Genomic DNA, 23,559 nt, shown 5'->3' on the forward strand with positions numbered 1-23,559 from the left:
CCCGATCGGTTTCAATTGCCGCACCAGCGTAAGCTGAAGGTCAGGCGGGGCGATCCCCGTTCGGCGCGTCTTGGATTCTGTATTCGTGAATGAGGCCGAGAACCTGAGTTCTGACTGTATCGCGCGCGTCGGGCTGGATGAAAAACATCAGCCGTTCGACCGCTTCCACGACTGCTTCCGGCAGATCCGAAACCGCATCGGTGAATTCGCTGCCATGATCGTACATATTGTCCGTCAGCTTCTTGTCGAGGTCGGAAAGGATGCCCATCATCCACACTCCAGATCGGTGCTGTATTGAACTCAGTTCGGCAGGGTCACCGCGAGGTCGCCCTCTCCTGTTGCTGCCGGCCGTCGATCACTGTTGCCCCGGCATTTCCGTGTTTTCCCTGGGATTTTTCTGGACGCCCGCAGCCGGGGCGGTGTCCGCCGGGGCATAGCCGCCCTGGTTCTGCTCCGGCGCACGTTTCAGCGGGGAGGTCTGCCAGCCCATGTCAACGTAGAAAAAGCCGACGATGAAACCGACAATGATGACCGCCGCTATCACCAGCGAGATTATTGCGTTGCGTCGCTCCATAGGCCTAGTCGCCACTTGGCTTTGGAGATGCGGGCTGCGTTGGCTGCGTACCTTGCTGGTCGCCGCCGGTGCTGGTCTGCGGCGTCGGGTTGGTGTCCGTCGTGGGATTCTTGTCCACCGGCTGGCTGTTCGTAGTGTCCGTCTTGGACTTGGCCGGATCGGCATTGTCGTTGCACCCCGCCAAGGCGAGTAATGCCGCTGACATCAATAGCACTGCTCTCATGCCGATTTCTCCTGGCTGAGTTCGGGCGAAGCCGCCTGCCAATGACCTATTCGGTCGAACCGCACCGAAAGCCCCTGTTTGACCGCGCTTCTAGCCAGCAAATGGTCCAGTTCGGCGTCTTCGATCGGACTTCGTACGACTTGGCGAATGGCCTTGCAGGCAAGTTCCGTCGAGACGAAATCATATCTCCTGCTCCTGGCGACAACATATTGTTCGACCAGCATTTTCACGCGCCTGAGCGCGATTTCTTCGGCGTATTGCATTTTATTCCTCCTGCGCCCCGAACTGCCGAACGGGTTTGTTGTTCCAAAACATGATTGTCGAGGTGATTAGATGCTCGCGCTTTCCGATAGAAAGCGCGAGCGGATCAGGCTGAGGGGACCCGATCGTGCAGCATCAAACAAGGGGAGCAACGATGCTGCATGATATCGAACTCGCCCGGACCTGAGTTGTTCCACCTCTCCACGCCGCGTGTTCATTGAACTCAAGAACAAATCCTTGTCACGGCCTGCATACGGCCACGCATTCAACCTCTCCGTACGGAACAATCCGTCCCGACAGTGGTTCGGCCGAAGCGAAGCTCGGAGGACGAGATGACGAATGAAAAATTGGCCGTGGTGACGGGCGCCTCGAGCGGCATTGGGAAGGAACTCGCCAAACTGTGCGCCAAGGACGGCTACCACCTGATCCTAGCCGCCGACGAGCCCGCGATCCAGCAGGCAGCTGAGGCGCTCGGTTCGCATGGTGTGACTGTCGAAGCCATCGAGGCCGATCTGGCGACCGAGGAGGGTGTCGATCGTTTGATCGCCGGGATCGGCGATCGCGATGTCGACCTGTTGTTCCTGAATGCCGGACGTGGGCTCGGCCGTGGTTTCGTCGATCAGGATTGGAAAAAAGTACGCCGCATCATCGACACCAACATCACCGGGACAGTCTATCTCGCGCATCAACTCGGAGCCAGGATGGCACGCCGCGGCCGAGGCCGCATTCTCTTCACAGGATCGATCGCTGGTTTCATGCCGGGCACTTTCCAGGCGGTCTACAACGGCACCAAGGCTTTCATCGATTCCTTCTCGATCGCACTGCGTCATGAGTTGCAGGCCACAGGAGTCACAGTCACCGTGCTGATGCCCGGGGCAACGCAGACGCGGTTCTTCGAACGCGCCGAAATGATGGATACCAAGGTCGGCACCGATGAGAAGGACAATCCCGCCGATGTGGCCGAGGCCGGCTACGAGGCGATGATGGACGGTGAGGAACAAGTCATCAGCGGCTGGAAGAACAAGCTGCAGGTCGCCGCGGCACATGTGACGCCGGCAGGCACGCTGGCCGAACAGCACCGCAAGATGGCCGAGCCGGGTTCTGCCTCCAAAGGCTGACCTTCAGCCTTCACGCCAGAACCAAAATGTCGGGCAGACTCTTCTGCCGACCTTCTTCCAAGGCAGGAGCACCATCATGAAAGCGCTCACGTGGCACGGCAAAGGCGACATTCGATGCGACCAGGTGGCTGATCCCGCCATCGAGGATGATCGTGACGTCATCATCAAAGTCACCTGTTGCGCCATATGCGGCTCGGACCTGCATCTGATGAACGGATATATGCCGACGATGGAGTCGGGCGATGTGCTCGGACACGAGACGATGGGCGAGGTCGTGGAAGTCGGCAGCGGCCATTCGAAATTCAGAAAGGGCGACCGCATCGTGGTGCCTTTCAACATCTCATGCGGCGAATGCTGGTTTTGCCAGAAGGGGCTGTTCTCGCTTTGCGACAGGTCCAATCCCAATGCCAAACAGGCTGCCGAAGTGATGGGACAATCCCCGGCTGGCCTGTTCGGCTATTCGCATCTGGTCGGCGGCTATTGGGGAGGGCAAGCCGAATATCTGCGCGTTCCTTTCGCTGATGTCGGTCCGATAAAGGTGCCCGAGGGAATGGACGACGAACAGGTGCTGTTCCTCTCCGACATCTTTCCAACCGGCTATATGGCGGCTGAAAACGCCGGCATCGAGCCAGGCGAAACCGTCGCCATCTGGGGTTGCGGTCCGGTTGGTCAGTTCGCCATTCAGAGCGCATGGATGCTCGGCGCCGGCCGCGTCATTGCCATAGACAAGGTGCCGGAGCGGCTGGCGATGGCTCGCGAGCACGGCAAGGCCGAGACGCTCGACTTCAGCAACTCCGATATCTACGACGCCTTGATGGCGATGACCGATGGCCGCGGTCCGGATCGCTGCATAGACTGTGTCGGTACCGAGTCGGATCCCGGCGCCAGTGCCGACTCCATGCTCGACAAGGTCAAGGCTGCCGTCTATCTCGGCACCGATAGGCCGCATGTATTGCGCGAAGCAATTTACTCCTGCCGCAAAGGCGGCACCATCTCGGTGCCCGGCGTCTATATCGGCCTCGTCGATCATATTCCGTTCGGCGCCGCCATGAACAAGGGACTGACCTTCCGGATGGGTCAGACGCACACGCAACGCTATCTCGAACCGCTCCTGGCCATGGTACAGAAGGGCGACATCGATCCCTCCTTCGTGATCACGCACCGGGCAGACCTCGAAGCGGGACCGGACCTCTACAAGACGTTCCGTGACAAGCAGGATGGCTGCATCAAGGTGGTGATGCGACCGCATGGCTGAGATGTCGGTATCTTGCGCGGGGTCCACCTTGCGCGGATTCCCCGCCAAGGATAGCACCGACGCTGCCGAGGAACCTGGAACTTTCGACCGTGGCGGCGGTTGACCCGCAGAATAAACTCAGGGCGACGAGACTGTCGTGCCCGCCCGCTGCGAAGGAAGTTATCGCCATGAGCAATGAGAATCCCACATCGAAACCCAGCGTCCGGTCGCCAAACGCCGATGCTCTGCCGCACCCGAGACGGGACGCCAGTGACACAGATGCCGGTGCCAAGCCGCTGACGCCGAAAACCGCCGGCACATCCCGGCCATCGGCCCCGCCGCTGGACAATCCGGTTGCCAATCGAAACGCCGGGCGGCCGCGTCAGGCGAGCACCACGCCTAGGCCGACCGACAAGCCCCTGGACTGATCGAAACCGGCCTCTTGAAATCACAGCGAGTGTTTGTCGGGACGAAGCGATGCCAGGTCGGCCAGGGTGTTGAGAAGTGCAGCGTCGCCTGCCGGTTTCGGCACGAATTTGCAGTTTCGGAAGGGTGTGGGAACGTCGCGCGGCCCAAATCCGGTCATGAATGCGAAGGGGATGCCGCGAGCCAGCAATGTTTCGGCCACGGGCAGACTTGTTTCACCGTTCAATTGAATGTCCAGCAGCGCCACGTCGGCTTTGCCTGCATCGATAAGCTGACGAGCCGCGGCGACCGACGAGACCGGGCCGATCACCGGATAACCCGCCGCACGCAGGCGAGACGCGACGTCTTCGGCGATCAGCCATTCGTCCTCGACCACCAGAACGCGCGGCCTGTCGTCGCTCACGGCGCCTCCTTGTGATTTGCCGGAAACGCGATCTGGACGCTGAGGCCGTCCTTGTGGAACGCGGTCTCGACATGGCCGCCGAGCCTGTAACCGATTTCTCCTTGCAACAAGGTCAGGCCAAAGCCGTTGTCCAAGGGCGCCTTGACAAGAGGACCGTCCTTCTCTCGCCAGCCAAATGTGAAACTGTCATCCTCGATCGACCATTGCACACTGACCTTGCCGTCGGTTTTTGACAAAGCGCCATACTTGGCCGCGTTGGTGGCCAGTTCATGAATGGCCATGCTGAGGGAAAGCCCCTGTTGCGGGCCTAATTTCACGTCTGCGCCATCGAGTTCAACCCGCTCGATGCCGAAGGGTTCGAGCTCCTGCTGGAGCAATTCCCTGACCGAGGCTTCCTTCCATCTCTCCCGGGTCAGCAGGCCGTAGGCCCGCGACATGGCATGCAGGCGGCCGATCAGCGCATCCGCGAACTCCTCCTTCGTATCAGAACTTTCCCGCGTGCGGCTTGCAATGCTGGCGATCACCGCAAGCATGTTCTTGACCCGGTGGTTGAGTTCCGAGATGAGCACCTGCTGATGCTCTTCTGCCTGTGCCAGCGTGGTAACGTCGACAAGTGTCACCACCACGCCCTGGATCCTGTTGCCCTTGTCCCGATAGGGATTGATGCGGACCATGTGGAACAAGCCCCTGGCATCGCGCGCCAGATGGTGATTCAGGATCTCGCCTGTCTCGAACACCTTGTCGATGTGCTGCTTCAACTCTGGGTAGTCGAGTTGGCTCGACAAATCCGTCAGCGGCCGGCCAACATCGGAGGGGCGCAGGCTGAAGAAGGATGACGCCGCCGGCGTGAAGGTGCGGACCACAAGGCTGCGGTCGAGGAAAATGGTCGCGATGTCAGTGCTTTCGAACAGGTTGCGCAGATCGCCGTTAGCGTGATTGAGCTCTTCTATCTTGGCCGTCAACTCGGCATTGATCGTGTTGAGTTCCTCGTTGAGCGACTGCATCTCCTCCTTCGAGGCTTCGAGTTCCTCATTGGTGGATTGCGCCTCCTCATTGACGGAGACGAGTTCCTCGTTCGACGATTTCACCTCCTCCAGCGCGGTCTCGTATTCCTCGATCATCGATTGCAGGCGCTCTCTGGTATCGCGCAGTTCCCGCTCGAGATCGGCGGTGCTGTCACTGTCACGGCTGCCGCCGTCTTCCTCTGAGCGGGCCTGCGTCGGGCCCGACGGCTCGAAAAGGACAAGGTAAAGCGGCTCGCCGTTGCCGCGTTCCGCGAGCGGCTCGATCGTCAGCCTGATCGGCTGGACCCGTTCGTCGTCTTCCTCCACGGTGAGGTTTTCCCGCACCACTGTGCGGCGCGTGGTCGTCGCTTCGCGCAGTGCGGCGCGGAGATCCAGCCGCAGCCCACGCCTTGCCATCGTCAGCAACTGCCGGCTGGGAATCCCTTGTGGCGCTTCGAGATATCTGCCGGTCCTGGCCGAATAATAGACGACATCGCCCTCGGCGTTGACCAGGACATGCGGCGGCGCGAACCGTTCCAGCACCTGCGCCTCCACTGCCTGCCGCAAGGGATAGCCGACAAGTCCCTTCTTCGAGCCGGCGCTTTCGGATGGGAAGACGCTGGAATGACTTTCCCCGATCAAGGCCGGCAGTCTGATGTGCGGTGAGGCATGCTCCCGCGCATGGAAGATGCGATGTTTCTTGTCGACGGTGGCGAACAGATCGTCGTGCTGCCCGACGCTTTCGGAGGTGCCAAGGAAAAGGTAACCGCCGGGCTTCAGCGCATAATGGAAGACAGGGATGACGCGGTTTTGGATGATCGGGCCGAAATAGATCAGCAGATTGCGGCAGGAGACCAAGTCCATGCGCGAGAAGGGTGGATCGCGAATGACGCTGTGCGGCGAGAAGATGCACAGTTCGCGTATCGCATTGCTGATGACATAGCTTTCGCCATCGCCGTTGAAAAACCGCTGTTTGCGTTCGGGAGAAAGACCTTGCAGCAAGGCTTCCGGATAGCGTGCCGCCCGCGCCACCGCCAGCGCCGGCTCGTCGATGTCGGTGGCGAATATCTGGACGCGCGGAACGACCGTAAGCTTCTCCATGTGTTCGCGCAGCAGGATGCCGATGGAGAACACCTCCTCGCCCGTGGCGCACCCGGGAACCCAGACCCTGACGGTGTCGCTGGCGGTCTTGCCTTCGAACAGCTGCGGTATGATCTTTCGCTCGAGCAACTCGAAGGCATCGGGGTCGCGAAAGAAGTTGGTGACATTGATCAGCAGATCGCGAAAAAGGCTCATCACCTCGCGAGCATCCTTCTTCAGCCAGTCTATATAAGCGCTGATGGAATGGACCTGGGCGATCTGCATGCGCCGCTTCACGCGGCGCAGGAATGTCTTGGTCTTGTAGCCCGAGAAGTCGTGGCCGGAGTGGCTGCGCAGAATGGCGTATATCTGTTCTCGCACCTTATCGATGTCGGCCGTATGGTCGCCATCTTCTTCCGTCAGCCCCTCCAACGGGTCGAAGCCGCGGGCGAAAGCCTCCAGCTTCGCCCCGATCTCCTCGGCGGGCACAGCGACATCGACGAGTCCGCTGGCAATAGCGCTCTGCGGCATGTCGGGATTGCGCGGCCCGTAGCCGTCCGGCGCTTGCGCGACGGTAAACCCGCCCCGCTCCTTGATGGCCTTGGCACCCAGGGTTCCATCGGAATCACCGCCCGACAGGATGACGCCAACGGCATATTCGCCCTGGTCTTCGCCCAATGCAGCGAAGAAGATATCGATGGGCTTGCGCTCCTGGGTAAGCCCATTCGGCCGTCGCAGGTGCAGCACCCCCGATTCAATGGCCAATGTCACGTTTTGCGGCATCACATAGACGTGGTCGGGTTGAACCACCATGCCGTCCCCGATCACGATGACAGGCATCTCGGTGTAGCGGCTGATGACCTCGTGCAACAGGCTTTCGCGCTTGGGGCTGAGATGCGTGATGATGACGAAAGCCATACCAGGCTGACCGGTCACGCCCTTGAACAGACCTTCCATCGCGGGAATGCCGCCCGCCGACGCGCCGATGCCGACGATGGGAAATCTAGTCGATCGGGCAGTCACGGCATGTCCCCCTTTCGCCGACCCGACCTGAAATCCCCTCAAGGCCGGATCGGACAGGACACAACCATATAGCGCGCAAGACGGATGGAACAAGACGTCAGGGATGACGTTGAACCCGATATCAATGGTGGTTCAATGGCAAAACGATCTGCTGACATAAAACTCCCGACGCCGGTGGTATCGGGGGAGCCTGGATCGCTTGGAAGTTCCCATGCTGGGGCCGTCCCGGATCGCATGCTGGCGCTTACGAGACGGTTGCAGGCGGCCTTGGACGACAGAATTCGGAAGGCAAATCCGCTGCATTCTAACCTCCGTTCCAAGAAAGGATGACGACGTGCGCGACCTGCGGGGGCTGCATATTCTGATAGTCGAAGACGAATGGACGATGGCGGGGGATCTTGCGCGGTTTTTCAGCAATATGGGCGCCATCATCCTCGGTCCCGCTGCAACCGTCGAACAGGCATCCAAACACACCGGGACGGCTGAAGCTGCAATCCTCGACGTCAATCTCAATGGCCGACGCGTGTTTCCAATCGCCGATGAGTTGATGCGCCGGGGTGTCCCCTTCGTGTTCTTCAGTGGCGATGACGACATCGCCATTCCCGATCATCTCCGCTACGCCAGCAATTTGCGGAAATCCTCGGGCAGCCAGGCGGTGTTCAACGCGCTCTTTCCCCCGCAGGCATCTGGGCGGGAGACCCCCATGTCGGACCCCTCCGACGACGTCTTCGCGCTTTTGCCCAAACTGCGACTTGCGGCGCGCCTTTTGCTGGCAGACGTCGAGGCATCGGATCGGCTCGTCGAGAGGACGCTCGAGCAAGCGATCCGGGATGTCGACCGCAGACAGCTTGGTCAATCCACTGAAAACTGGCTCAACGGCATCATGCAAGAGATGGCGAAAACCCGCGGCGCAAAACTGATGCATTAGTTTGCCTTCCAAGAAAACTTGGCCGTACAGATAGGCCATTTGACCGGCGTCATCAGCCCTTCTGATTGCGCTCGACGAACTTGTTGAAACGGCTGGCTTTCCCCTCACCGGTCTTGGCCTGATACAGAAAGGCCAGATCATTCTCGTCGAATATCCGGAAGAACTCGTCCCATTCGACGGGCTCGAATGCTTCCTCGGGCTCGCCGAAGTCGATCCGCAGGATGCCGCCCTCGCCTTTGGTGCGCACCACTGCCGGCCGGCCATCCCGCTCCTCGGCCCATTTGCGAATTTCGTCGTGGTTGGTGGTCGTTTGCGACTGAGACATTGAAATCTCCTTTGATCATCGGCGTTGCCACATGGGACACGCGGGCTGTCGGGCGTCCTAACAGCACAGGGGCGCCAATGTTCCAGCACCGCGCGGTGATCGCGCTGCGCCGGCTCCCAATGGGACCGGCCAAAGGAACTTTGTTGAAGCAAGGGAACAAACCTTTTGCCGAAAAGTTCGGGGCGCCGAGGTTACTTGTCTGAGGAGTCGTCGTGAAACGCATATTGGTTACAGGAGGCTGCGGCTTCATCGGCCGGCATGTCGCACAGGAACTCGTCGAGCAGGATTATTCGGTTCGCATCCTCGATGCGCTGCTGGAGCAGGTGCATGCGGGCGAAGCCGTCGCGCTTCCCGCTGGAACCGAGCTGATCAAGGGCGACGTCCGGGACCGAGAGGCGGTCGCCAGTGCGCTGGAAGGTGTCGACGCGGTCATTCATCTGGCGGCGGAAGTCGGCGTCGGACAATCGATGTACGAGATCGCGCGCTATGTCGGCGCCAACGATCTCGGCACCGCAACGCTGCTCGAGGCGCTGATCAAGCACCCGGTCGAACGGATCGTCGTCGCCTCGTCGATGAGCGTCTATGGCGAAGGGCTCTATGCAACGCCAGACGGCCGGCGTGTCGACAATGCTCGGCGCAAGGCGAGCGACATCAGGAGCGGGCAATGGAACCCGCTGTCGCCAGAGGGAGACGCCCTCTCGCCGCTGCCGACGGACGAAGAAAAGCCGGTCGATCTCGCCTCCATCTATGCGCTGACAAAATACGCACAGGAACGCGCCGTGCTGATCTTCGGCGAAGCCTATGGCGTCGATGCGGTCGCGCTGCGCCTGTTCAATGTCTTCGGCGCCGGCCAGGCGTTATCCAATCCCTATACCGGCGTGCTTGCCAACTTCGCTTCGCGTCTCGCCAACGGCCAACGGCCAATGATCTTCGAGGATGGAGAACAGAAGCGCGATTTCGTCCATGTGCATGACGTCGCCCGCGCCTTTCGCCTTGCGCTGCAGCAACGCCAGGCAAGGGGTCATGTCATCAACATCGGCAGCGGCCGCGCCTATGCGATCAGCGAAGTCGCGCGATTGCTGGCCGAAGCCATGGGGACACCGAACCGCTCGCCGGAACTGCTCGGCAAAGCCCGCTCCGGCGATATCCGGAACTGCTTCGCCGATATCTCCAAGGCCCGTGAGCTGCTCGGTTTCGAGCCGGTGCGGCAACTGGAGAATTCGCTCGGCGAGTTCGTTTCCTGGGTGCGTAACACGTCCGCCGTCGACCGCGGCGCCGACATGAAGCGCGAGCTAGAAGAACGTGGGTTGGTCTCATGAACACACGCAATCGACGCGACGCGCCGATCGCCATCATCGGCGGCAGCGGCTTCATAGGAACGAACCTCGCCGACAGCCTGTTGTCGGATGGCGAGCCGGTACTGGTGATCGACAATCTCAGCCGTCCGGGCGTCCAGCAGAACCTTGAATGGCTGGCGCAAAAACACGGTGGTCGCCTCACGGTGGAGACGATCGACGTGCGAGACGCCAACGCACTGGCGCCTGTCTTGATGGTTTCCAGGGCAATTTTCCATCTGGCCGCGCAAACCGCCGTCACCACAAGCTTGGTCCAGCCGGGCGAGGATTTCGACATCAACCTTCGCGGAACGTTCAACGTTCTGGAGGCGGCGCGACTGAGCGGTGAGCGCATCCCTGTGATCTTCGCCAGCACCAACAAGGTCTATGGCAGCCTGCCCGACGTCGCGGTCCGCGAGGACGGCGATTGCTATGTGCCTTGCGACAGCGTCATCCAGGCGAACGGCATCGATGAGGCTCGGGGCCTGGACTTCTGCACGCCCTACGGTTGCTCCAAAGGCGCGGCGGATCAGTATGTGCTCGACTATGCCAAATCTTACGGCATGCCGACGGCGGTTCTGCGGATGAGCTGCATCTATGGACCGCGCCAGTTCGGAACCGAGGACCAGGGCTGGGTCGCACACTTCCTGCTCAGCGCGCTGACGGGACGCCCAATCACCATTTACGGCGACGGCAGGCAAGTGCGCGATATCCTGCATGTCTCCGATGCCGTCGCCGCCTACAGGGCCGTGCTCGATCGCATCGAGACCACCAAAGGCCAGGCATTCAATCTTGGCGGCGGCCCGGAAAATGCGGTCAGCCTGCGCAGGCTGTTGAGCGAGATCCGTAGCCTGACCGGCCATGAGCTCTCGATTCGCCATGATGGGGAACGCACCGGCGACCAGCCCTTCTTCGTCGCCGACACCCGCAAGATCAAAACCGCGCTTGGCTGGATGGCCCATGTTTCATGGCGCGAAGGCATCCGCGACCTTGCCGACTGGCTGCGCCGCCATCGGCTCGAGCCTCGCCCTGAAGCCGTGAGGTACGTTGCATGAAAATCGCCCTGGTAAACCCGTCCTGGACGTATGACGACAGCATTTATTTCGGCTGCCGCCAACCGCATCTGCCGCTGGAACTCGGCTATTCGAAGGCCCTGCTCGAAGCCGCCGGACATCAGGTGCTGATGCTGGATGGCCAGTTGCAGAAGCTCGATAATTCCGGTCTCTGCGAGCGGGTGGCTGATTTCGCCCCGGCTATGACCGTCGTCAGTACCGCCCCGACCTATCTGTTCTGGCGCTGCGCACCGCCGGAATTGCGTGTGCCGGCCGATTTCCTCAACCGTCTGGCCGGGCGCGGTGGACGCACGGTCGCGGTCGGGCCGCACGGCTCTGCAACGCCGGCGCCGACCTTGCGCAAGCTCGGCGTCGACATCGTCGTGCGCGGCGAATGCGAAGAAGTCGTCGAGCAACTTGCCCGGCGCGACGATTGGAGCGCCGTGCCCTCAACCGCTTATCTGCGGGATGCCAGGGTTGTTTCGAACGGCGGCGTCCACGCCAGCTCGTTTGTCGATCATCCGCCACTCGAATGGCCAGCGGACTGGATCGCAGCCCATGCGCATCACCATCACAGGTTTGACGACAGTCAGGTCGGGTTCGGCGCGGAAGTCGAGGCATCGCGCGGCTGTCCCTACAATTGCAGCTTCTGCGCCAAGATCGATTTCCGTGATGCCTATCGCCGTCGAAACCACGAAGCGGTGGTAGCGGAGATCGATCGGCTGATTGCCCAAGGTGTCGGCTACATCTACTTCATCGACGAGATCTTCCTGCCGCAAAAAGCGTTGCTGGAAGCCTTGGTCGATCGCGACGTGAAATTCGGCGTACAGACCCGCATCGATCTGTGGAAGCCCGAGCTGCTGGAATTGCTGGGCGCCGCGGGCTGCGTCTCCATCGAGGCCGGTCTCGAAAGCCTGACCGTCGAAGGCCGGGCGATGCTGGCCAAGCGCTGCCGGCTGGGGACCGAGGAACTCGCCGCGCTGCTCGTCGATGCCAGACGTCACGTTCCATTCGTCCAGGCCAATCTGATCGGCGTGGTCGAGGATGATCCCGCCCTGGTCGAGCACTGGCGAACCCACCTGATCGACCACGGCGTATGGGCCAACGAACCTGTGCCGCTTTACCCGTATCCAAGTTCGCCCAGCTACCGCGAGCTTTGGGGCGAACCCGACGACCTTGCCTGGGAACGCGCCCATGACCACTACCTCGCATCTTTCCAGAAATTCAGTGACATCCAGGAGAGGCGGCCGCGGCCGCTGGCGGAACTGGAGGCGACATGTTGCGGACACTGACGCCGCGCTCGCGGCGCATCCTGATGACCGTCGATGCCGTGGGCGGCGTATGGCGCTATGCCCTCGATCTGGCACGGGAACTTGTGAACGGCGGCGACAGCGTGGTGCTTGCCGGCCTCGGTCCACAACCGTCGAGGCAGCAAGCCGAGGAGGCGGAGGCTTTCACGACGCTGATCTGGTTGAGTACGCCGCCGGATTGGATGACCCGCGACGGCGGCGACCTCGACGCGCTGCCGCGGGAATTGCTTGCGCCCATGCGCGACCACGCCATCGACCTTGTCCATTTCAACGCGCCGACGCAGGCATCGGGATTCGATGCGCCATGCCCAGCCGTGGTGGTCTCCCATTCCTGCGTGACGACATGGTTCCACGCCGTCAGGAAACAGGCAGTGGATGGCGCATGGGCCTGGCAGAAGGAGCGCAACAGGCGCGGCTTGGATCGGGCCAACGCAGTCATTGCGCCGAGCCGCAGCCACGCCGACATGCTTGAGACCTGCTACGGCCCGATCGCGCGCCTGCACGTCGTGGCGAATAGCGCCCGCCCCGTCCCGAGAGCCGAAAAGCGTCAACCGCTCGTCTTCGCCGCCGCCCGTTGGTGGGACGAGGGCAAAAATGCGGCGGTGATCGACCAGGCCGCGTCACTGACGCAATGGCCCATCTTTGCCGCCGGTTCGATGCACGGTCCCAACGGCGGGCGTGCCGGCTTCAGCTATGCCGTTCCTCTGGGAGCACTGCCGTCTCACGAGGTGCGCTCCTTGATGGCGCGCGCCGGTATTTTCGTGTCGCCATCGATCTATGAGCCATTCGGTCTGGCCGCGCTGGAAGCTGCCATGTCGGCAACGCCACTGGTGCTTTCCGACATCGCAACCTATCGCGAACTATGGGACGGGGCCGCGATGTTCTTTGATGCGCGCAATCCGCACGACCTCACTGCCTGCCTCAATCGTCTCTCCAGCGACGCCGAATTCAGGCGGGAGCTCGGCCAGGCAGCCATGCGACGGAGCCGCCGGTTTACACTGGTCAGGCAAGCGGCTGCCATGCGAGGCGTCTACGACAAGGCGGCCCTGGCCATGGCGGGGCGCTGACCATGCGCTTTCTGTTCTACACCCACTCGGTCGTTTCCGACTGGAACCACGGCAATGCCCATTTCCTGCGCGGTATCATGCGGGAACTGGTCGCGCGCCGGCACCAGGCGGTCGCGCTGGAGCCCGCGGACGGCTGGAGCCGTTCGAACCTGCTGGCCGAGAAGGGATCCTTCGCTATCGAACGCTTCCGCAAGGATTTCCCAGAACTGATGCCGGTGACCTACGATGCCGGGTTCGATCACGAAGCGTGGATCGCTGAGGCCGACGTTGTGATCGTTCATGAGTGGACGGATCCGGAGCTTGTCGCACGCCTCGGCCGTGCCCGGGCCGCTGGCGGCAACTTCATCCTTCTGTTTCATGACACCCACCACCGGGCCGTATCGGCCACCGAGGCAATCTCGGCGCTGCGGTTGGAGCACTATGACGGCGTTCTCGCCTTTGGCGAGGCCTTGCGCGAGAGCTATCTGCGCGCCGGCTGGGGCAAGCGCGTCTTCACCTGGCATGAAGCCGCGGACGATCGCCTGTTCAAGCCGCACCCGGAGATCCACGTCACGTCCGATCTGGTCTGGATTGGAAACTGGGGCGACGATGAACGAACCGTCGAACTCAGGGAGTTTCTGATCAAGCCGGTCCGCGATCTCGGCCTCGAGGCCACGGTGCACGGCGTCCGCTATCCCAAGCCGGCGCTCACGGACCTAGCCGCCGCCGGACTGCGCTATGACGGATGGATCGCCAATGCCGACGTGCCGAAGGCGTTCGCCGCGCATCGTGTCACCGTCCACATCCCACGGCGCCCCTATCGTGAGGGTTTGCCCGGAATTCCGACGATCCGCATGTTCGAGGCGCTCGCCTGCGGCATTCCGCTGATTTCAGCACCATGGTCCGATGTCGAGCAGCTGTTCAGGCCCGGCGTCGACTTTCTGTTTGCCCACAATGGCTCGCAAATGCGGCAACACCTGCGGGCGGTATTGGCCGATGCGGATTTCGCGGCTTCCCTGGTGACTTCGGGTCTCGAGACCATCCGCTCGCGGCACACCTGCTCGCACCGCGTCGACGAGTTGTTCGGCGTGCTCACGGAATGCACAGCCGAACACACCATCAACAAGACCACCGCAAAGGAAGCCGCCGCATGAAGATGGCATTCTACGGATCGAGCCTCTTGTCGTCTTACTGGAACGGTGCCGCGACTTACTATCGCGGGTTGCTGAAGGCGCTTTCCCAATTGGGCTACGAAATCACCTTCTATGAGCCCGACGTCTACGACCGGCAGAAGAACCGCGACATCGAGGCGCCTGACTGGTGCACTGTGGTCGTATATGAAGCGACCCAGCACGCACTGATGCAGGTCGCGGCACGCGCCGCCAGCGCCGACATCGTCGTCAAGGCGAGTGGCGTCGGTTTCGAGGACGAGGCGCTGCTGCGCGCCGTCCTCGACCACGCCCGCAGCGACGCGCTGGTGGTATTCTGGGACGTGGACGCTCCAGCAACCCTTGCCCAGCTGCGCGACGAACCGGACCATCCGCTCCATGGCGCCCTGCAAGAAATCGACCTTGTGCTGACCTATGGCGGCGGCGACCCCGTCGTCTGGGCCTACCGTGCCATGGGGGCGAACGAATGCGTGCCGATCTACAATGCGCTCGATCCCCAAACGCATCACCCGGTCGCCAGCAATGCGCGTTTCGCTTGCGATCTGGCGTTCCTGGGCAACCGGCTGCCGGATCGTGAGGCACGCGTCGAAGCGTTCTTCCTCGATCCCGCAAGCCAGCTTCCGAAACAGCGTTTTCTGCTCGGCGGATCTGGCTGGGGGGACAAGCCGCTTCCCGCCAACGTCGGCTGGCTTGGTCACGTTGGCACCCGCGATCATAATGCCTTCAACGTCACACCCAAGGCAGTGCTGAACATCAGCCGCGACAGCATGGCCGTAAACGGTTTTTCACCGGCCACGCGTGTCTTCGAGGCGGCTGGCGCCGGTGCCTGCCTCATCACCGACGCATGGCTGGGCGTGGAACTGTTCCTGAAACCAGGCGAGGAGATCCTGGTGGCACGCGACGGCGGCGATGTCGCCGAGATCATGCGCTCGCTGACCTCCAGTCGTGCAAAAGCAATCGGCCAGGCCGCACTTTGCCGCGTGCTGGCCGACCATACCTACGCGCTGCGGGCGGACGTGGCCGATGCCGTCTTCAAACGTCATTTCGAGCAGGGGACCGTGGAGGCAGCGGAATGACCAAGCAATTGAACATCGTCTTTCTCGGCCTGTCGCTGTCCTCGTCCTGGGGAAACGGCCACGCCACGACGTTTCGAGGCCTGCTGAAAGGTCTGCACGAACTCGGCCACCGCGTGACCTTTCTGGAGCGCGACGTGCCGTGGTACGCCAACCACCGCGATCTGCGAGATCCGGATTTCTGCGCCTTGCGCTACTACGAAACCACTGCGGAGTTGCAACGCGACTACGCCCGGTGCCTGGAGCAGGCCGACATCGTCGTCATCGGCTCCTTCGTGCCGGAAGGGCGCGTGGTCATCGACATCGTCGCTTCATTTTGCAAGGGGCGCTTCTGCTTCTACGACATCGACACACCGGTGACCGTGGCGCAGCTTTCGGCCGATGATTGCGATTATCTGAGCTGGCGGCAGATTCCGTATTTCGATGTCTACTTCTCGTTCACCGGCGGGCCGATGCTTGGCCATCTGGTGGAGGAGTTCGGCGCGCGCCGAGCCGAACCGCTCTACTGCTCGGCCGACCCGGAACGGCATCACCGGACCGGCGATCCGATCCGCTGGGATCTCGGCTATCTCGGCACCTACAGCGCGGATCGGCAGGCAACGCTGAACGCGCTGCTGCTCGAACCCGCACGGCATATGCCGGACCGCCGTTTCGTCGTAGCGGGCTCGCAATACCCATCCGACATCACCTGGCCGGACAATGTCGAACGCATCGAACATTTGCCGCCCGCCGATCATGCCGCGTTCTACAGCCGTCAGCGCTACACGCTGAACGTCACACGCAGTTCCATGATCGCTGCCGGATGGTCGCCCAGTGTGCGCCTGTTCGAAGCGGCTGCTTGCGGCACGCCCATCATCAGCGATCGCTGGCCAGGGCTCGACAGCTTCTTTCCCGCATCGGCGATCCACACCGCCGGAGAAACGGACGCTGTCGTCGAGATCCTCTTCGGCGAGTCCGAGCGCACACGCCGGGCCATGGCCCGCCGGGCCCGCGAACGCGTCCTCGCATTCCACACCGGTGCGGCCAGGGCCCGCGAATTCGTGGCGGCGTTGACACAGCCAAGGGCGGCGGCCCTCGATTTCGACATCGGAAGCGCAGCATGACCGGCATACAGGAGAAAACGACGATGCGACAAAAAAGAAACGCGCAAAGGGCAAAGGCAGTGCTTGTTGCCGGCGGTGCGGGATTCCTCGGTTCGCATCTTTGCGAAGCATTGCTCCGCGACGGCTGGCGCGTGATCTGCGCCGACAATTTCCTGACTGGGCGCATGGAGAACATCATCTCGATCATGGACCAGCCGGGTTTCCGATTGATCGAGCAGGACATCTGCCGGCCATTGGATCTCGGCGAGCCCGTGGAGCGTATCTTCAATCTGGCATGCGCTGCCTCGCCGCCGCGTTACCAGGCCGACCCGATCCACACCACGCGAACCTGTGTGATCGGCACGCTCAACCTGCTTGAACTCGCTGCCCACAATAACGCGCGGCTGCTACAGGCCTCGACGAGCGAAGTGTATGGCGATCCGGAGCAACATCCTCAGAAGGAGGACTATGTTGGCCATGTGAACTGCACCGGCCCACGCGCCTGCTACGACGAGGGCAAGCGCACCGCCGAAACGCTTTGCTTCGACTATCTTAGAGCCGGCAAAGCCGACGTGCGCGTCGCGCGCATCTTCAACACCTACGGTCCGAGAATGGATCCGGCGGACGGCCGCATCGTCTCGAACCTGATCATGCAGGCGCTCGAGAAACGTCCTCTGACGATCTTCGGCGACGGCTTGCAGACGCGATCCTTCTGCTACGTCTCCGATCAGATTGATGGATTGAGGCGACTGATGGATATCGATCCCAATCCGGGCAAGCCGGTCAACCTGGGCAATCCCGGAGAATTCAGCATCGTGCGACTGGCGGCGTTGGTAAAGGCGATGACCGGCACCAAATCGGATCTGAGATTTCTGCCGCTGCCGCAAGACGATCCTCGGCGCAGGCAGCCCGATATTTCGCGTGCAAAAGCGCTGCTCGGCTGGACACCGAAGGTGCCCCTCAACGAAGGGCTCAAGCTGACGATCGATTATTTCGCGGCGCTCGAAGGCAGTCGCATCGGCGATCAGATGACAGGCTTTGCCAAAAGGGCGAGACCCGCATCCGGCGGGCTGCAGAACCTTCCGGCATGATGCGAGCCGGCGGTCGAATCTTTCCCGAGATCGTGCGGAACATCCGCCCAAGCTTGTGGTTTGGCGGGAGGACCCGATACGGAGGATCATCCTCATGCAACCCAAGCGACCCGCGAGGGATATCGACCAGATGGCCGAACGCGAGACGGCTGCCTATCTGCGGCGCGCCTCGATCACCTATCTCGAGTGCTGCGTCAGCCTGATGATGACGCATCTCCAGCGGGAGGAAGTGGCCACTATTCTCGAGCAGGAAGCAGACATGTTGCGAAGGCTGGACTGATCGGAACGATCATGCCCGGCATTCGTCCAGGAACCGTCTCAGTCGCATCCTATATCGGTCTGCCGTCGCGGCCAGCCTTGCTTTTTCCCGGCCATTTTCGGATTGCGCAGCCGTGCTCCAGAGCCCGAGCTGGAATGCCAAATAGCACGGTTCGAAAAAGCCGATGTGGCCGTTGTCGATGGCAAGCTTCATTCCTTGGACCAGGGTCCTCACATCGCTGTCGGATAGCCCGTACTCGACACGGGCGCCGGCAATGTCCCACTCAATCGGCTGGCAGCCGATCAAATCGTGTGCCCGGCAATGGTCGACAGCATCTGTCTTGAGCACCCTGCCGTCGGCACGAACGAGAAACTCCCACGGTTGTAGCTTTCCGTCGATTTCAACCCGCTGAAGCACATGCGCGGGAGTTTTTTTCGAGAGCCAACCGCGCAACGTCGCCGCGCGTTTTTCGCCCAGGGCTTCCGACGCATTGGAAACAGCCATCTCCGCGAGTGCAAGCAATGATGCACCCGGTTCGCAAGTTCGAAGATTAAGCGCACGCCAGGCCAGGTAATTTGTGAACTCCGCGATCAGCCTTTCCTTGGGCAGCGGCGCCTGATCCATCGTGGTGCCGTCAATCCACCGTTCAACCAGAAAGCCATGGCAAAGCGCGACAACTTGCGATCCGAACCCGGCTTCATGCAACATCGCCGCGGCTCGTTTCTTGCGCAGTCCGGTTTCGCCGAGGCCGGCAAATTTGACGAGCCAGCGGTCACGCCCGGCGGACGCAAGGAATTTGCGCCGCTCGGTACCGCGTGGGCTCGGCGGCCAGCGCCCTTCGTCGGTGTAGTGGGCGGCCCGCCACTCGCCACCAGATAGTTCGGTCAGGCTTAATTCCGGCCTGCCGACCGCCTCGGCCACCCAATCGCGCAGCGTGGGAATTTTCGAGTTTTCGGAGAAGGTGCATTCAAACCCCGTCGCCACATGTTTCGGACAGCGCGACCATGTCTCCCAAGACTCCCGCGACGCTTCGGTGCCCGGGCCGCCTGAATGGCTGGGAAACAGGTGAATGCGGTCCGTATCGATACCCAGTTCACGCAGCCACACGACAACGGCATGCATCGAACTGCCGGAAAGGCCGGGACCCTCGTCGACAACGGCAAAGCGAGCCGACGGATTGTTCTTCCAGGTGGCGATCGACCGCGGATCGGCGTTGACATGCCGGCGGAAGGGATGACCGATCGGACGAACGCTGAATGGCGCCGCCGCGCCAATCGAGGCCGCCACCATAGCTGCCAGTCCAAGGCCAATGCTGCGGACGCCGATCACGCATGTGTTCGCATCGAGACCCGACTTCTGCGCCGCGTCCAAATAGCTTTCGGGATAAAGCGCATAATGCGCATAACCCTCGGCAGAGCCGGTCACCACCTCGGCCTGGCAGTCGAGCCCGGCCAGCAGTTTGAGAAGTCCCGGGTCGATGCCACCGCCGACGTCGAAACCGCTTCGCCACGACTTCGCCACCTCTGCCGCAAGTCCGACCAGCAACCTCGCGCCTTGCTGTTGTCGCGGCGAAAAGATGTCGATGCCGCTGGTTTCGAAGTCGACATCGGCAAGCGCCTGAACCAGCTCCGACACGCTGATGAACAGTCCGACCAATGCAGCGTGGCGTCGGACGCCATGAGACATCCGATCCAGGCTTTCGGCCATTTCACTTGCTGCTTCGCGAAGCTGTTGTGCGTTCTGCGTCTGCTTGTGGTCGCCGTAGACGATCATCGGTCGGTTTTCCAATGCTTGCCGTGCGGCAACGCATCGAATGCAGCTTCGATCCATGCTGTCTCGCGCAATTTTTCGATGGGCGGAGGAACATTCCGGCACGCTGATGGTTCGGCGCCAGGAACTTACCTTTGAACAACATAGGGTGGCGGTTTCGTGGGATCGAAAAAGGTTCGTGTTGGTATCGTTGGTGTCGGCAACTGCGCATCCTCCCTCGTGCAGGGCCTCTCCTTTTACCGTCACGCGAAAAGCAACGAACCAATCCCTGGGCTGATGCATGCCGACCTCGGCGGCTACCATGTCGACGACATCGAGATTGTCTGCGCATTCGATGTCGCCAGGAGCAAAGTTGGCCTCGACGTCGCGGAAGCGATCTACGCCGCCCCCAACAACACGTTCCGCTTTGCCGACGCGTTGACAACCGGCGTTCGCGTCGAGCGCGGACCGACGCTGGACGGGATCGGCAAATATTTGCGTGACGAGATTGAAGAAGCTCCGGAGCCGGTTGCCAATGTCAGCGAGATCCTGCGCGACAGCAACGCTGACGTGCTGGTTTCCTACCTGCCGGTGGGTTCCGAGGAGGCGACCTGCTTCTATGCCGAATGCGCACTCGAGGCCGGCTGCGCCTTCGTCAATTGCATACCCGTTTTCATCGCCTCACGTCCGGAATGGCGCCGGCGCTTTGAGCAGCGAGGACTGCCGCTGGTCGGCGACGATATCAAGAGCCAGGTCGGCGCGACCATCGTGCACCGGTTGCTGGCCAATCTCTTTCGCGAACGCGGCGTGCGCATCGACCGCACCTATCAGCTGAATTTCGGCGGCAACACCGATTTTCTCAACATGCTGGAACGCGAGCGGCTGGAATCGAAGAAAATCTCGAAGACACAGTCCGTGGCCAGCCAGTTCGATGTTCCCCTGGAGCCGGGCAATATCCATGTCGGCCCGAGCGACCATGTGCCTTGGCTCACCGATCGCAAATGGGCCTATATAAGGGTGGAAGGCACGACTTTCGGCGGCGTGCCGCTCAATGCCGAACTCAAGCTGGAAGTCTGGGATTCTCCAAATTCAGCCGGCGTGGTGATCGATGCGTTACGCTGCGCCAAGCTGGCGCTCGATCGCGGCATAGCCGGTGCCCTGACCGGTCCCTGCAGTTATTTCATGAAGTCGCCTCCCGAACAGTTCACCGACGCCGAAGCGCGGCAGCGCACGCTTGCGTTCATCGCTGGCAAGGACGAGCCTTTGCTCGATGCCGCAGAATGACGACGACCTTCTTTCTGATCCGCCATGCGGCACACGACAATGTCGGCTCTTATCTTGCAGGCCGGATGGACGGCGTTTGCCTCGGCGATGCCGGCAAGGCACAGGCAGCGCAGCTTGGCGGCCGCATGGCCCGGGAGCCTATCGTCGCGATCCTGTGCAGCCCGCGTGAGCGTACGCGAGAGACGGCGCTGCCAATCGCGCTAGCCTGCGGTGTCGGGGACATCGCGATCTGCGCCGAACTCGACGAGATCGACTTCGGCGACTGGTCGGGAAAGACTTTCGATGAGCTGAATGGCGACGCCAGTTGGCGAGCGTGGAATGACCAGCGGCAGGAGGCAAGGACACCGAGTGGCGAGACCATGCAGGATGTCCAGCAACGCATTGTGTCGCTGATGGCCGCGGTCCGCGAGCGGCATCAGAACCAATGCGTCGCCCTGGTCAGCCATGCCGATGTGATCAAGGTCGCCGTCTGCACCGTCCTTGGCTTGCCGGCCGGTGACTGCTTTCGCTTCGACATCGATCCCGCCTCGATCACGACGATCGTGTCGGGGGACTGGGGGGCGAAGCTGATCCGATTGAACGAAGTTGCCTGACGAGGATTTGCCGGATGCAGATGGTCATTTTCGGTCTTACCGTCACGTCTTCATGGGGTAACGGCCATGCCACTTTATGGAGGGGACTGATCAGAGCCCTCGCCCGGCGCGGCTGGTCCATTACCTTCTTCGAACGCGACACACCCTACTATGCCGGAACGCGCGATCTCGATCATCTGGACGGCGGCAACGTCGTGCTCTACCCGGACTGGGAGGACATCCGCCGGGTCGCGGAGCAAACGATCAAACGATCGGATGTCGTGATCGTCACCTCTTATTGTCCCGACGCGGTGGACGCCTCGCGGCTGGCGCAGCAGGCAGGCCGCGGAGTGCGTGTCTTCTACGATCTGGACACTCCGGTCACGCTTGCCCGCATCGAACAAGGTGAGCGTCCACCCTATTTCGGCCCCGAGGGTCTTGCGGATTTCGATCTCGTCCTGAGTTACACAGGCGGCCCGGCGATCGACGCGCTGAAGTCGGTGCTGGGTGCGCACCACGTGGTGCCGCTCTATGGGCATGTCGATCCCGACCAACACCGGCCGGCAGCGCCGCGAGCCGATTTCAGGGCCGATTTGTCCTATCTCGGAACCTATGCGCCAGATCGCCAGGCAGCAGTCGAAAATCTGCTGGTTCGCCCAGCCGCGCGCTTGCCGGACCAGCGCTTCGTCATCGGCGGCGCACAATACCCGCAGGAGTTCCCGTGGAGCGACAACATCTTCTTCGTCAGGCACCTTCCGCCGGCCGATCACCCGGCGTTTTTCTCATCCTCTCGTCTGACGCTGAATGTCACCCGCGAGGCGATGGCGCAAAAGGGCTGGTGCCCTTCGGGCCGGTTGTTTGAAGCAGCGGCGTGTGGAGTGCCGATCATAACCGACACCTGGCCGGGCCTAAGCAGCTTCTTCGAACCCGGCAGCGAGATCCTGCTGGCCCACGACACCGATGACGTCGTCGCGGCGCTCGCCTTACCCGCAGGAGAACTCGATGCCATCAAAACCCGAGCGCGCGAACGGGTTCTCGACGAACACACCTCTGCCCGGCGCGCGGCGGAACTGGACCACATTCTAAACGACGCCTTTCAAAGATCTCCCGGCGAACCGATGATGGAAGCAGTCTGATGTTGGGCATTGTGCCCGCTGCCGGGCGCGGCAGCCGCATTCAGCCGCTCGGCTTCTCCAAAGAGCTGCTGCCGGTCGGCAGTCGGATCGATGGGCAGACCGAGCGTCCCTGCGCCGTGAGCGAGTATCTGGTGCGGCGGATGGTGCGCGCCGGCGTCGACAAGATCTGTTTCATCATTGGATCGGGCAAATCCGACATTCTCGAATATTACGCCGCCGGCTATGGTGACGCCGCGGCTCTCTTCGTGGTGCAGCCCAATCCGGTTGGGCTTTGCGATGCGATTTTTCGGGCAGCTCCTCTCGTCGCGCCCAATGAGGTCGTCCTGGTCGGCCTTCCCGACACGATCTGGTTTCCCGAGGATGGCTTCTGTCATTTGCCTGACGATCAGCTTTCATTTCTGCTCTTCCCGGTGGATCGTCCGGAATTCTTCGACGCCGTCATTGTCGATGACCACGAGCGCGTGATCGAAATCCAGGTCAAGCAACAGGATGCCGGCACGAACTGGGTTTGGGGTGCGTTCAAGATGCCGGGCCAGATTCTGCATCAGCTTGCGGCACTCTGGCGCGAGCGGGAATGCCGTGACGAATATATCGGCACGTTGGTCAACGCCTACCTTGCGGCCGGAGGTCAAGCCTCCGGCGTCAAGGCTGGGTCCGCCTATGTCGATGTCGGCACGTTCAATGGCTATCGCACGGCTCTGCGGCTGCTCGAGGACGGCGCCGCACCCGTCCATCACCAAACCGCCACGATTATGCCAGGTGCCCGTTCGCATGTGCCTGTCGTTCCCGGCGAAGGAGCCTGA

At 61.7% G+C, this 23,559-nt stretch carries 24 protein-coding genes; 16 read left to right on the plus strand and 8 right to left on the minus strand.

The features are described 5' to 3' along the window. Positions 1 to 40: 40 nt before the first annotated feature. The 4 genes from NKI69_RS10100 to NKI69_RS10115 form a co-directional block, all read right to left on the minus strand. Positions 41 to 271 carry a hypothetical protein gene (locus tag NKI69_RS10100; protein WP_352721164.1) on the minus strand — a complete coding sequence of 77 codons (231 nt, stop codon included), beginning with the start codon at positions 269 to 271 and terminating at the stop codon, positions 41 to 43. Positions 272 to 355: 84 nt separating this feature from the next. Further along, on the minus strand, positions 356 to 574 hold the full coding sequence (locus NKI69_RS10105; protein ID WP_352721166.1) for a hypothetical protein: 219 nt from the start codon (positions 572 to 574) through the stop codon (positions 356 to 358). A gap of 4 nt (positions 575 to 578) precedes the next feature. Next, entirely contained in the window at positions 579 to 797 is a 219-nt protein-coding gene (locus NKI69_RS10110; protein ID WP_023809463.1) for a hypothetical protein, read from the minus strand. Beyond that, complete coding sequence (locus NKI69_RS10115; protein WP_023809464.1) at positions 794 to 1,060, minus strand: hypothetical protein; 267 nt, start codon at positions 1,058 to 1,060, stop codon at positions 794 to 796. The genes NKI69_RS10110 and NKI69_RS10115 overlap by 4 nt, the downstream gene beginning before the upstream one ends. Positions 1,061 to 1,390: 330 nt before the next feature. Between NKI69_RS10115 and NKI69_RS10120 the strand changes: the two genes are divergently transcribed. Together NKI69_RS10120 and NKI69_RS10125 are read left to right on the plus strand one after the other, a co-directional pair. After that, entirely contained in the window at positions 1,391 to 2,176 is a 786-nt protein-coding gene (locus NKI69_RS10120; RefSeq protein WP_127292248.1) for an SDR family NAD(P)-dependent oxidoreductase, read from the plus strand. 76 nt (positions 2,177 to 2,252) lie between these two features. Beyond that, complete coding sequence (locus NKI69_RS10125) at positions 2,253 to 3,431, plus strand: zinc-dependent alcohol dehydrogenase (protein ID WP_023809466.1); 1,179 nt, start codon at positions 2,253 to 2,255, stop codon at positions 3,429 to 3,431. Between the two features lie 427 nt (positions 3,432 to 3,858). Here the strand turns inward: NKI69_RS10125 and NKI69_RS10130 are convergent, their stop codons facing one another. After that, entirely contained in the window at positions 3,859 to 4,239 is a 381-nt protein-coding gene (locus NKI69_RS10130) for a response regulator (RefSeq protein ID WP_023809467.1), read from the minus strand. After that, the gene (locus NKI69_RS10135) at positions 4,236 to 7,346 is read right to left on the minus strand and encodes a CheR family methyltransferase (RefSeq protein ID WP_352721169.1); all 3,111 of its coding nucleotides are present in this window, start codon (positions 7,344 to 7,346) and stop codon (positions 4,236 to 4,238) included. Before NKI69_RS10135 ends, NKI69_RS10130 begins: the two co-directional genes overlap by 4 nt. A 334-nt stretch (positions 7,347 to 7,680) precedes the next feature. On the opposite strand from NKI69_RS10135, the gene NKI69_RS10140 reads away from it, so the two are divergent. Then, positions 7,681 to 8,274, plus strand: a complete 594-nt coding sequence (locus NKI69_RS10140) for a response regulator (protein WP_164892923.1) — start codon at positions 7,681 to 7,683, stop codon at positions 8,272 to 8,274. Between the two features lie 52 nt (positions 8,275 to 8,326). Here NKI69_RS10140 and NKI69_RS10145 read toward each other — a convergent pair whose 3' ends face one another. After that, positions 8,327 to 8,599 (minus strand): hypothetical protein, encoded by a 273-nt coding sequence (locus tag NKI69_RS10145; protein ID WP_127255003.1) that lies wholly within the window; start codon positions 8,597 to 8,599, stop codon positions 8,327 to 8,329. Positions 8,600 to 8,811: 212 nt separating this feature from the next. Here NKI69_RS10145 and NKI69_RS10150 point away from each other — a divergent pair, with 212 nt between their 5' ends. The 9 genes from NKI69_RS10150 to NKI69_RS10190 all read left to right on the plus strand — a co-directional run bounded on the left by NKI69_RS10150 (position 8,812) and on the right by NKI69_RS10190 (position 18,036). Further along, positions 8,812 to 9,918 carry an NAD-dependent epimerase/dehydratase family protein gene (locus NKI69_RS10150; protein WP_352610921.1) on the plus strand — a complete coding sequence of 369 codons (1,107 nt, stop codon included), beginning with the start codon at positions 8,812 to 8,814 and terminating at the stop codon, positions 9,916 to 9,918. After that, a complete protein-coding gene (locus NKI69_RS10155; protein ID WP_352721171.1) occupies positions 9,915 to 10,988 on the plus strand; it encodes an NAD-dependent epimerase/dehydratase family protein in 1,074 nt (357 codons plus the stop codon). Before NKI69_RS10150 ends, NKI69_RS10155 begins: the two co-directional genes overlap by 4 nt. After that, complete coding sequence (locus NKI69_RS10160) at positions 10,985 to 12,277, plus strand: TIGR04295 family B12-binding domain-containing radical SAM protein (protein ID WP_352610923.1); 1,293 nt, start codon at positions 10,985 to 10,987, stop codon at positions 12,275 to 12,277. Before NKI69_RS10155 ends, NKI69_RS10160 begins: the two co-directional genes overlap by 4 nt. Further along, the gene (locus tag NKI69_RS10165; protein ID WP_352721174.1) at positions 12,262 to 13,362 is read left to right on the plus strand and encodes a glycosyltransferase family 4 protein; all 1,101 of its coding nucleotides are present in this window, start codon (positions 12,262 to 12,264) and stop codon (positions 13,360 to 13,362) included. The genes NKI69_RS10160 and NKI69_RS10165 overlap by 16 nt, the downstream gene beginning before the upstream one ends. Positions 13,363 to 13,364: 2 nt before the next feature. Beyond that, complete coding sequence (locus NKI69_RS10170; RefSeq protein ID WP_023809475.1) at positions 13,365 to 14,495, plus strand: CgeB family protein; 1,131 nt, start codon at positions 13,365 to 13,367, stop codon at positions 14,493 to 14,495. Then, positions 14,492 to 15,586 (plus strand): CgeB family protein, encoded by a 1,095-nt coding sequence (locus NKI69_RS10175; protein WP_023809476.1) that lies wholly within the window; start codon positions 14,492 to 14,494, stop codon positions 15,584 to 15,586. The genes NKI69_RS10170 and NKI69_RS10175 overlap by 4 nt, the downstream gene beginning before the upstream one ends. Beyond that, positions 15,583 to 16,686 carry a CgeB family protein gene (locus tag NKI69_RS10180; protein ID WP_352441957.1) on the plus strand — a complete coding sequence of 368 codons (1,104 nt, stop codon included), beginning with the start codon at positions 15,583 to 15,585 and terminating at the stop codon, positions 16,684 to 16,686. The genes NKI69_RS10175 and NKI69_RS10180 overlap by 4 nt, the downstream gene beginning before the upstream one ends. 23 nt (positions 16,687 to 16,709) lie before the next feature. Continuing rightward, positions 16,710 to 17,756 carry a UDP-glucuronic acid decarboxylase family protein gene (locus tag NKI69_RS10185; RefSeq protein ID WP_023809477.1) on the plus strand — a complete coding sequence of 349 codons (1,047 nt, stop codon included), beginning with the start codon at positions 16,710 to 16,712 and terminating at the stop codon, positions 17,754 to 17,756. A gap of 94 nt (positions 17,757 to 17,850) precedes the next feature. Further along, complete coding sequence (locus NKI69_RS10190; RefSeq protein ID WP_032900517.1) at positions 17,851 to 18,036, plus strand: hypothetical protein; 186 nt, start codon at positions 17,851 to 17,853, stop codon at positions 18,034 to 18,036. A gap of 9 nt (positions 18,037 to 18,045) precedes the next feature. On the opposite strand, the gene NKI69_RS10195 is transcribed toward NKI69_RS10190, so the two are convergent. After that, on the minus strand, positions 18,046 to 19,788 hold the full coding sequence (locus tag NKI69_RS10195; RefSeq protein WP_352610925.1) for a hypothetical protein: 1,743 nt from the start codon (positions 19,786 to 19,788) through the stop codon (positions 18,046 to 18,048). Positions 19,789 to 19,944: 156 nt separating this feature from the next. On the opposite strand from NKI69_RS10195, the gene NKI69_RS10200 reads away from it, so the two are divergent. From NKI69_RS10200 to NKI69_RS10215, 4 genes are read left to right on the plus strand one after another with little or no spacing between them, the layout of a single operon-like run. Continuing rightward, the gene (locus NKI69_RS10200) at positions 19,945 to 21,048 is read left to right on the plus strand and encodes an inositol-3-phosphate synthase (RefSeq protein WP_128303885.1); all 1,104 of its coding nucleotides are present in this window, start codon (positions 19,945 to 19,947) and stop codon (positions 21,046 to 21,048) included. Continuing rightward, on the plus strand, positions 21,045 to 21,641 hold the full coding sequence (locus tag NKI69_RS10205) for a histidine phosphatase family protein (protein ID WP_023809481.1): 597 nt from the start codon (positions 21,045 to 21,047) through the stop codon (positions 21,639 to 21,641). Before NKI69_RS10200 ends, NKI69_RS10205 begins: the two co-directional genes overlap by 4 nt. A gap of 14 nt (positions 21,642 to 21,655) precedes the next feature. Further along, positions 21,656 to 22,756 carry a CgeB family protein gene (locus tag NKI69_RS10210; RefSeq protein WP_352551585.1) on the plus strand — a complete coding sequence of 367 codons (1,101 nt, stop codon included), beginning with the start codon at positions 21,656 to 21,658 and terminating at the stop codon, positions 22,754 to 22,756. Beyond that, entirely contained in the window at positions 22,756 to 23,559 is an 804-nt protein-coding gene (locus tag NKI69_RS10215) for a sugar phosphate nucleotidyltransferase (protein ID WP_023809483.1), read from the plus strand. Before NKI69_RS10210 ends, NKI69_RS10215 begins: the two co-directional genes overlap by 1 nt.

This window comes from Mesorhizobium sp. M0491, from assembly GCF_040321265.1.
Lineage (GTDB): Bacteria > Pseudomonadota > Alphaproteobacteria > Rhizobiales > Rhizobiaceae > Mesorhizobium.

Excerpts from the sequence above, each read along its gene's own strand:
- NKI69_RS10120 (WP_127292248.1), top strand. The coding sequence starts at position 1,391 with ATGACGAATGAAAAATTGGCCGTGGTGACGGGCGCCTCGAGCGGCATT.
- NKI69_RS10155 (WP_352721171.1), top strand. The coding sequence starts at position 9,915 with ATGAACACACGCAATCGACGCGACGCGCCGATCGCCATCATCGGCGGC.
- NKI69_RS10165 (WP_352721174.1), top strand. The coding sequence starts at position 12,262 with ATGTTGCGGACACTGACGCCGCGCTCGCGGCGCATCCTGATGACCGTC.
- NKI69_RS10190 (WP_032900517.1), top strand. The coding sequence starts at position 17,851 with ATGCAACCCAAGCGACCCGCGAGGGATATCGACCAGATGGCCGAACGC.
- NKI69_RS10125 (WP_023809466.1), top strand. The coding sequence starts at position 2,253 with ATGAAAGCGCTCACGTGGCACGGCAAAGGCGACATTCGATGCGACCAG.
- NKI69_RS10105 (WP_352721166.1), bottom strand. The coding sequence starts at position 574 with ATGGAGCGACGCAACGCAATAATCTCGCTGGTGATAGCGGCGGTCATC.
- NKI69_RS10175 (WP_023809476.1), top strand. The coding sequence starts at position 14,492 with ATGAAGATGGCATTCTACGGATCGAGCCTCTTGTCGTCTTACTGGAAC.
- NKI69_RS10170 (WP_023809475.1), top strand. The coding sequence starts at position 13,365 with ATGCGCTTTCTGTTCTACACCCACTCGGTCGTTTCCGACTGGAACCAC.
- NKI69_RS10210 (WP_352551585.1), top strand. The coding sequence starts at position 21,656 with ATGCAGATGGTCATTTTCGGTCTTACCGTCACGTCTTCATGGGGTAAC.
- NKI69_RS10145 (WP_127255003.1), bottom strand. The coding sequence starts at position 8,599 with ATGTCTCAGTCGCAAACGACCACCAACCACGACGAAATTCGCAAATGG.
- NKI69_RS10215 (WP_023809483.1), top strand. The coding sequence starts at position 22,756 with ATGTTGGGCATTGTGCCCGCTGCCGGGCGCGGCAGCCGCATTCAGCCG.
- NKI69_RS10185 (WP_023809477.1), top strand. The coding sequence starts at position 16,710 with ATGCGACAAAAAAGAAACGCGCAAAGGGCAAAGGCAGTGCTTGTTGCC.
- NKI69_RS10195 (WP_352610925.1), bottom strand. The coding sequence starts at position 19,788 with ATGATCGTCTACGGCGACCACAAGCAGACGCAGAACGCACAACAGCTT.
- NKI69_RS10205 (WP_023809481.1), top strand. The coding sequence starts at position 21,045 with ATGACGACGACCTTCTTTCTGATCCGCCATGCGGCACACGACAATGTC.
- NKI69_RS10180 (WP_352441957.1), top strand. The coding sequence starts at position 15,583 with ATGACCAAGCAATTGAACATCGTCTTTCTCGGCCTGTCGCTGTCCTCG.
- NKI69_RS10115 (WP_023809464.1), bottom strand. The coding sequence starts at position 1,060 with ATGCAATACGCCGAAGAAATCGCGCTCAGGCGCGTGAAAATGCTGGTC.
- NKI69_RS10100 (WP_352721164.1), bottom strand. The coding sequence starts at position 271 with ATGATGGGCATCCTTTCCGACCTCGACAAGAAGCTGACGGACAATATG.
- NKI69_RS10160 (WP_352610923.1), top strand. The coding sequence starts at position 10,985 with ATGAAAATCGCCCTGGTAAACCCGTCCTGGACGTATGACGACAGCATT.
- NKI69_RS10110 (WP_023809463.1), bottom strand. The coding sequence starts at position 797 with ATGAGAGCAGTGCTATTGATGTCAGCGGCATTACTCGCCTTGGCGGGG.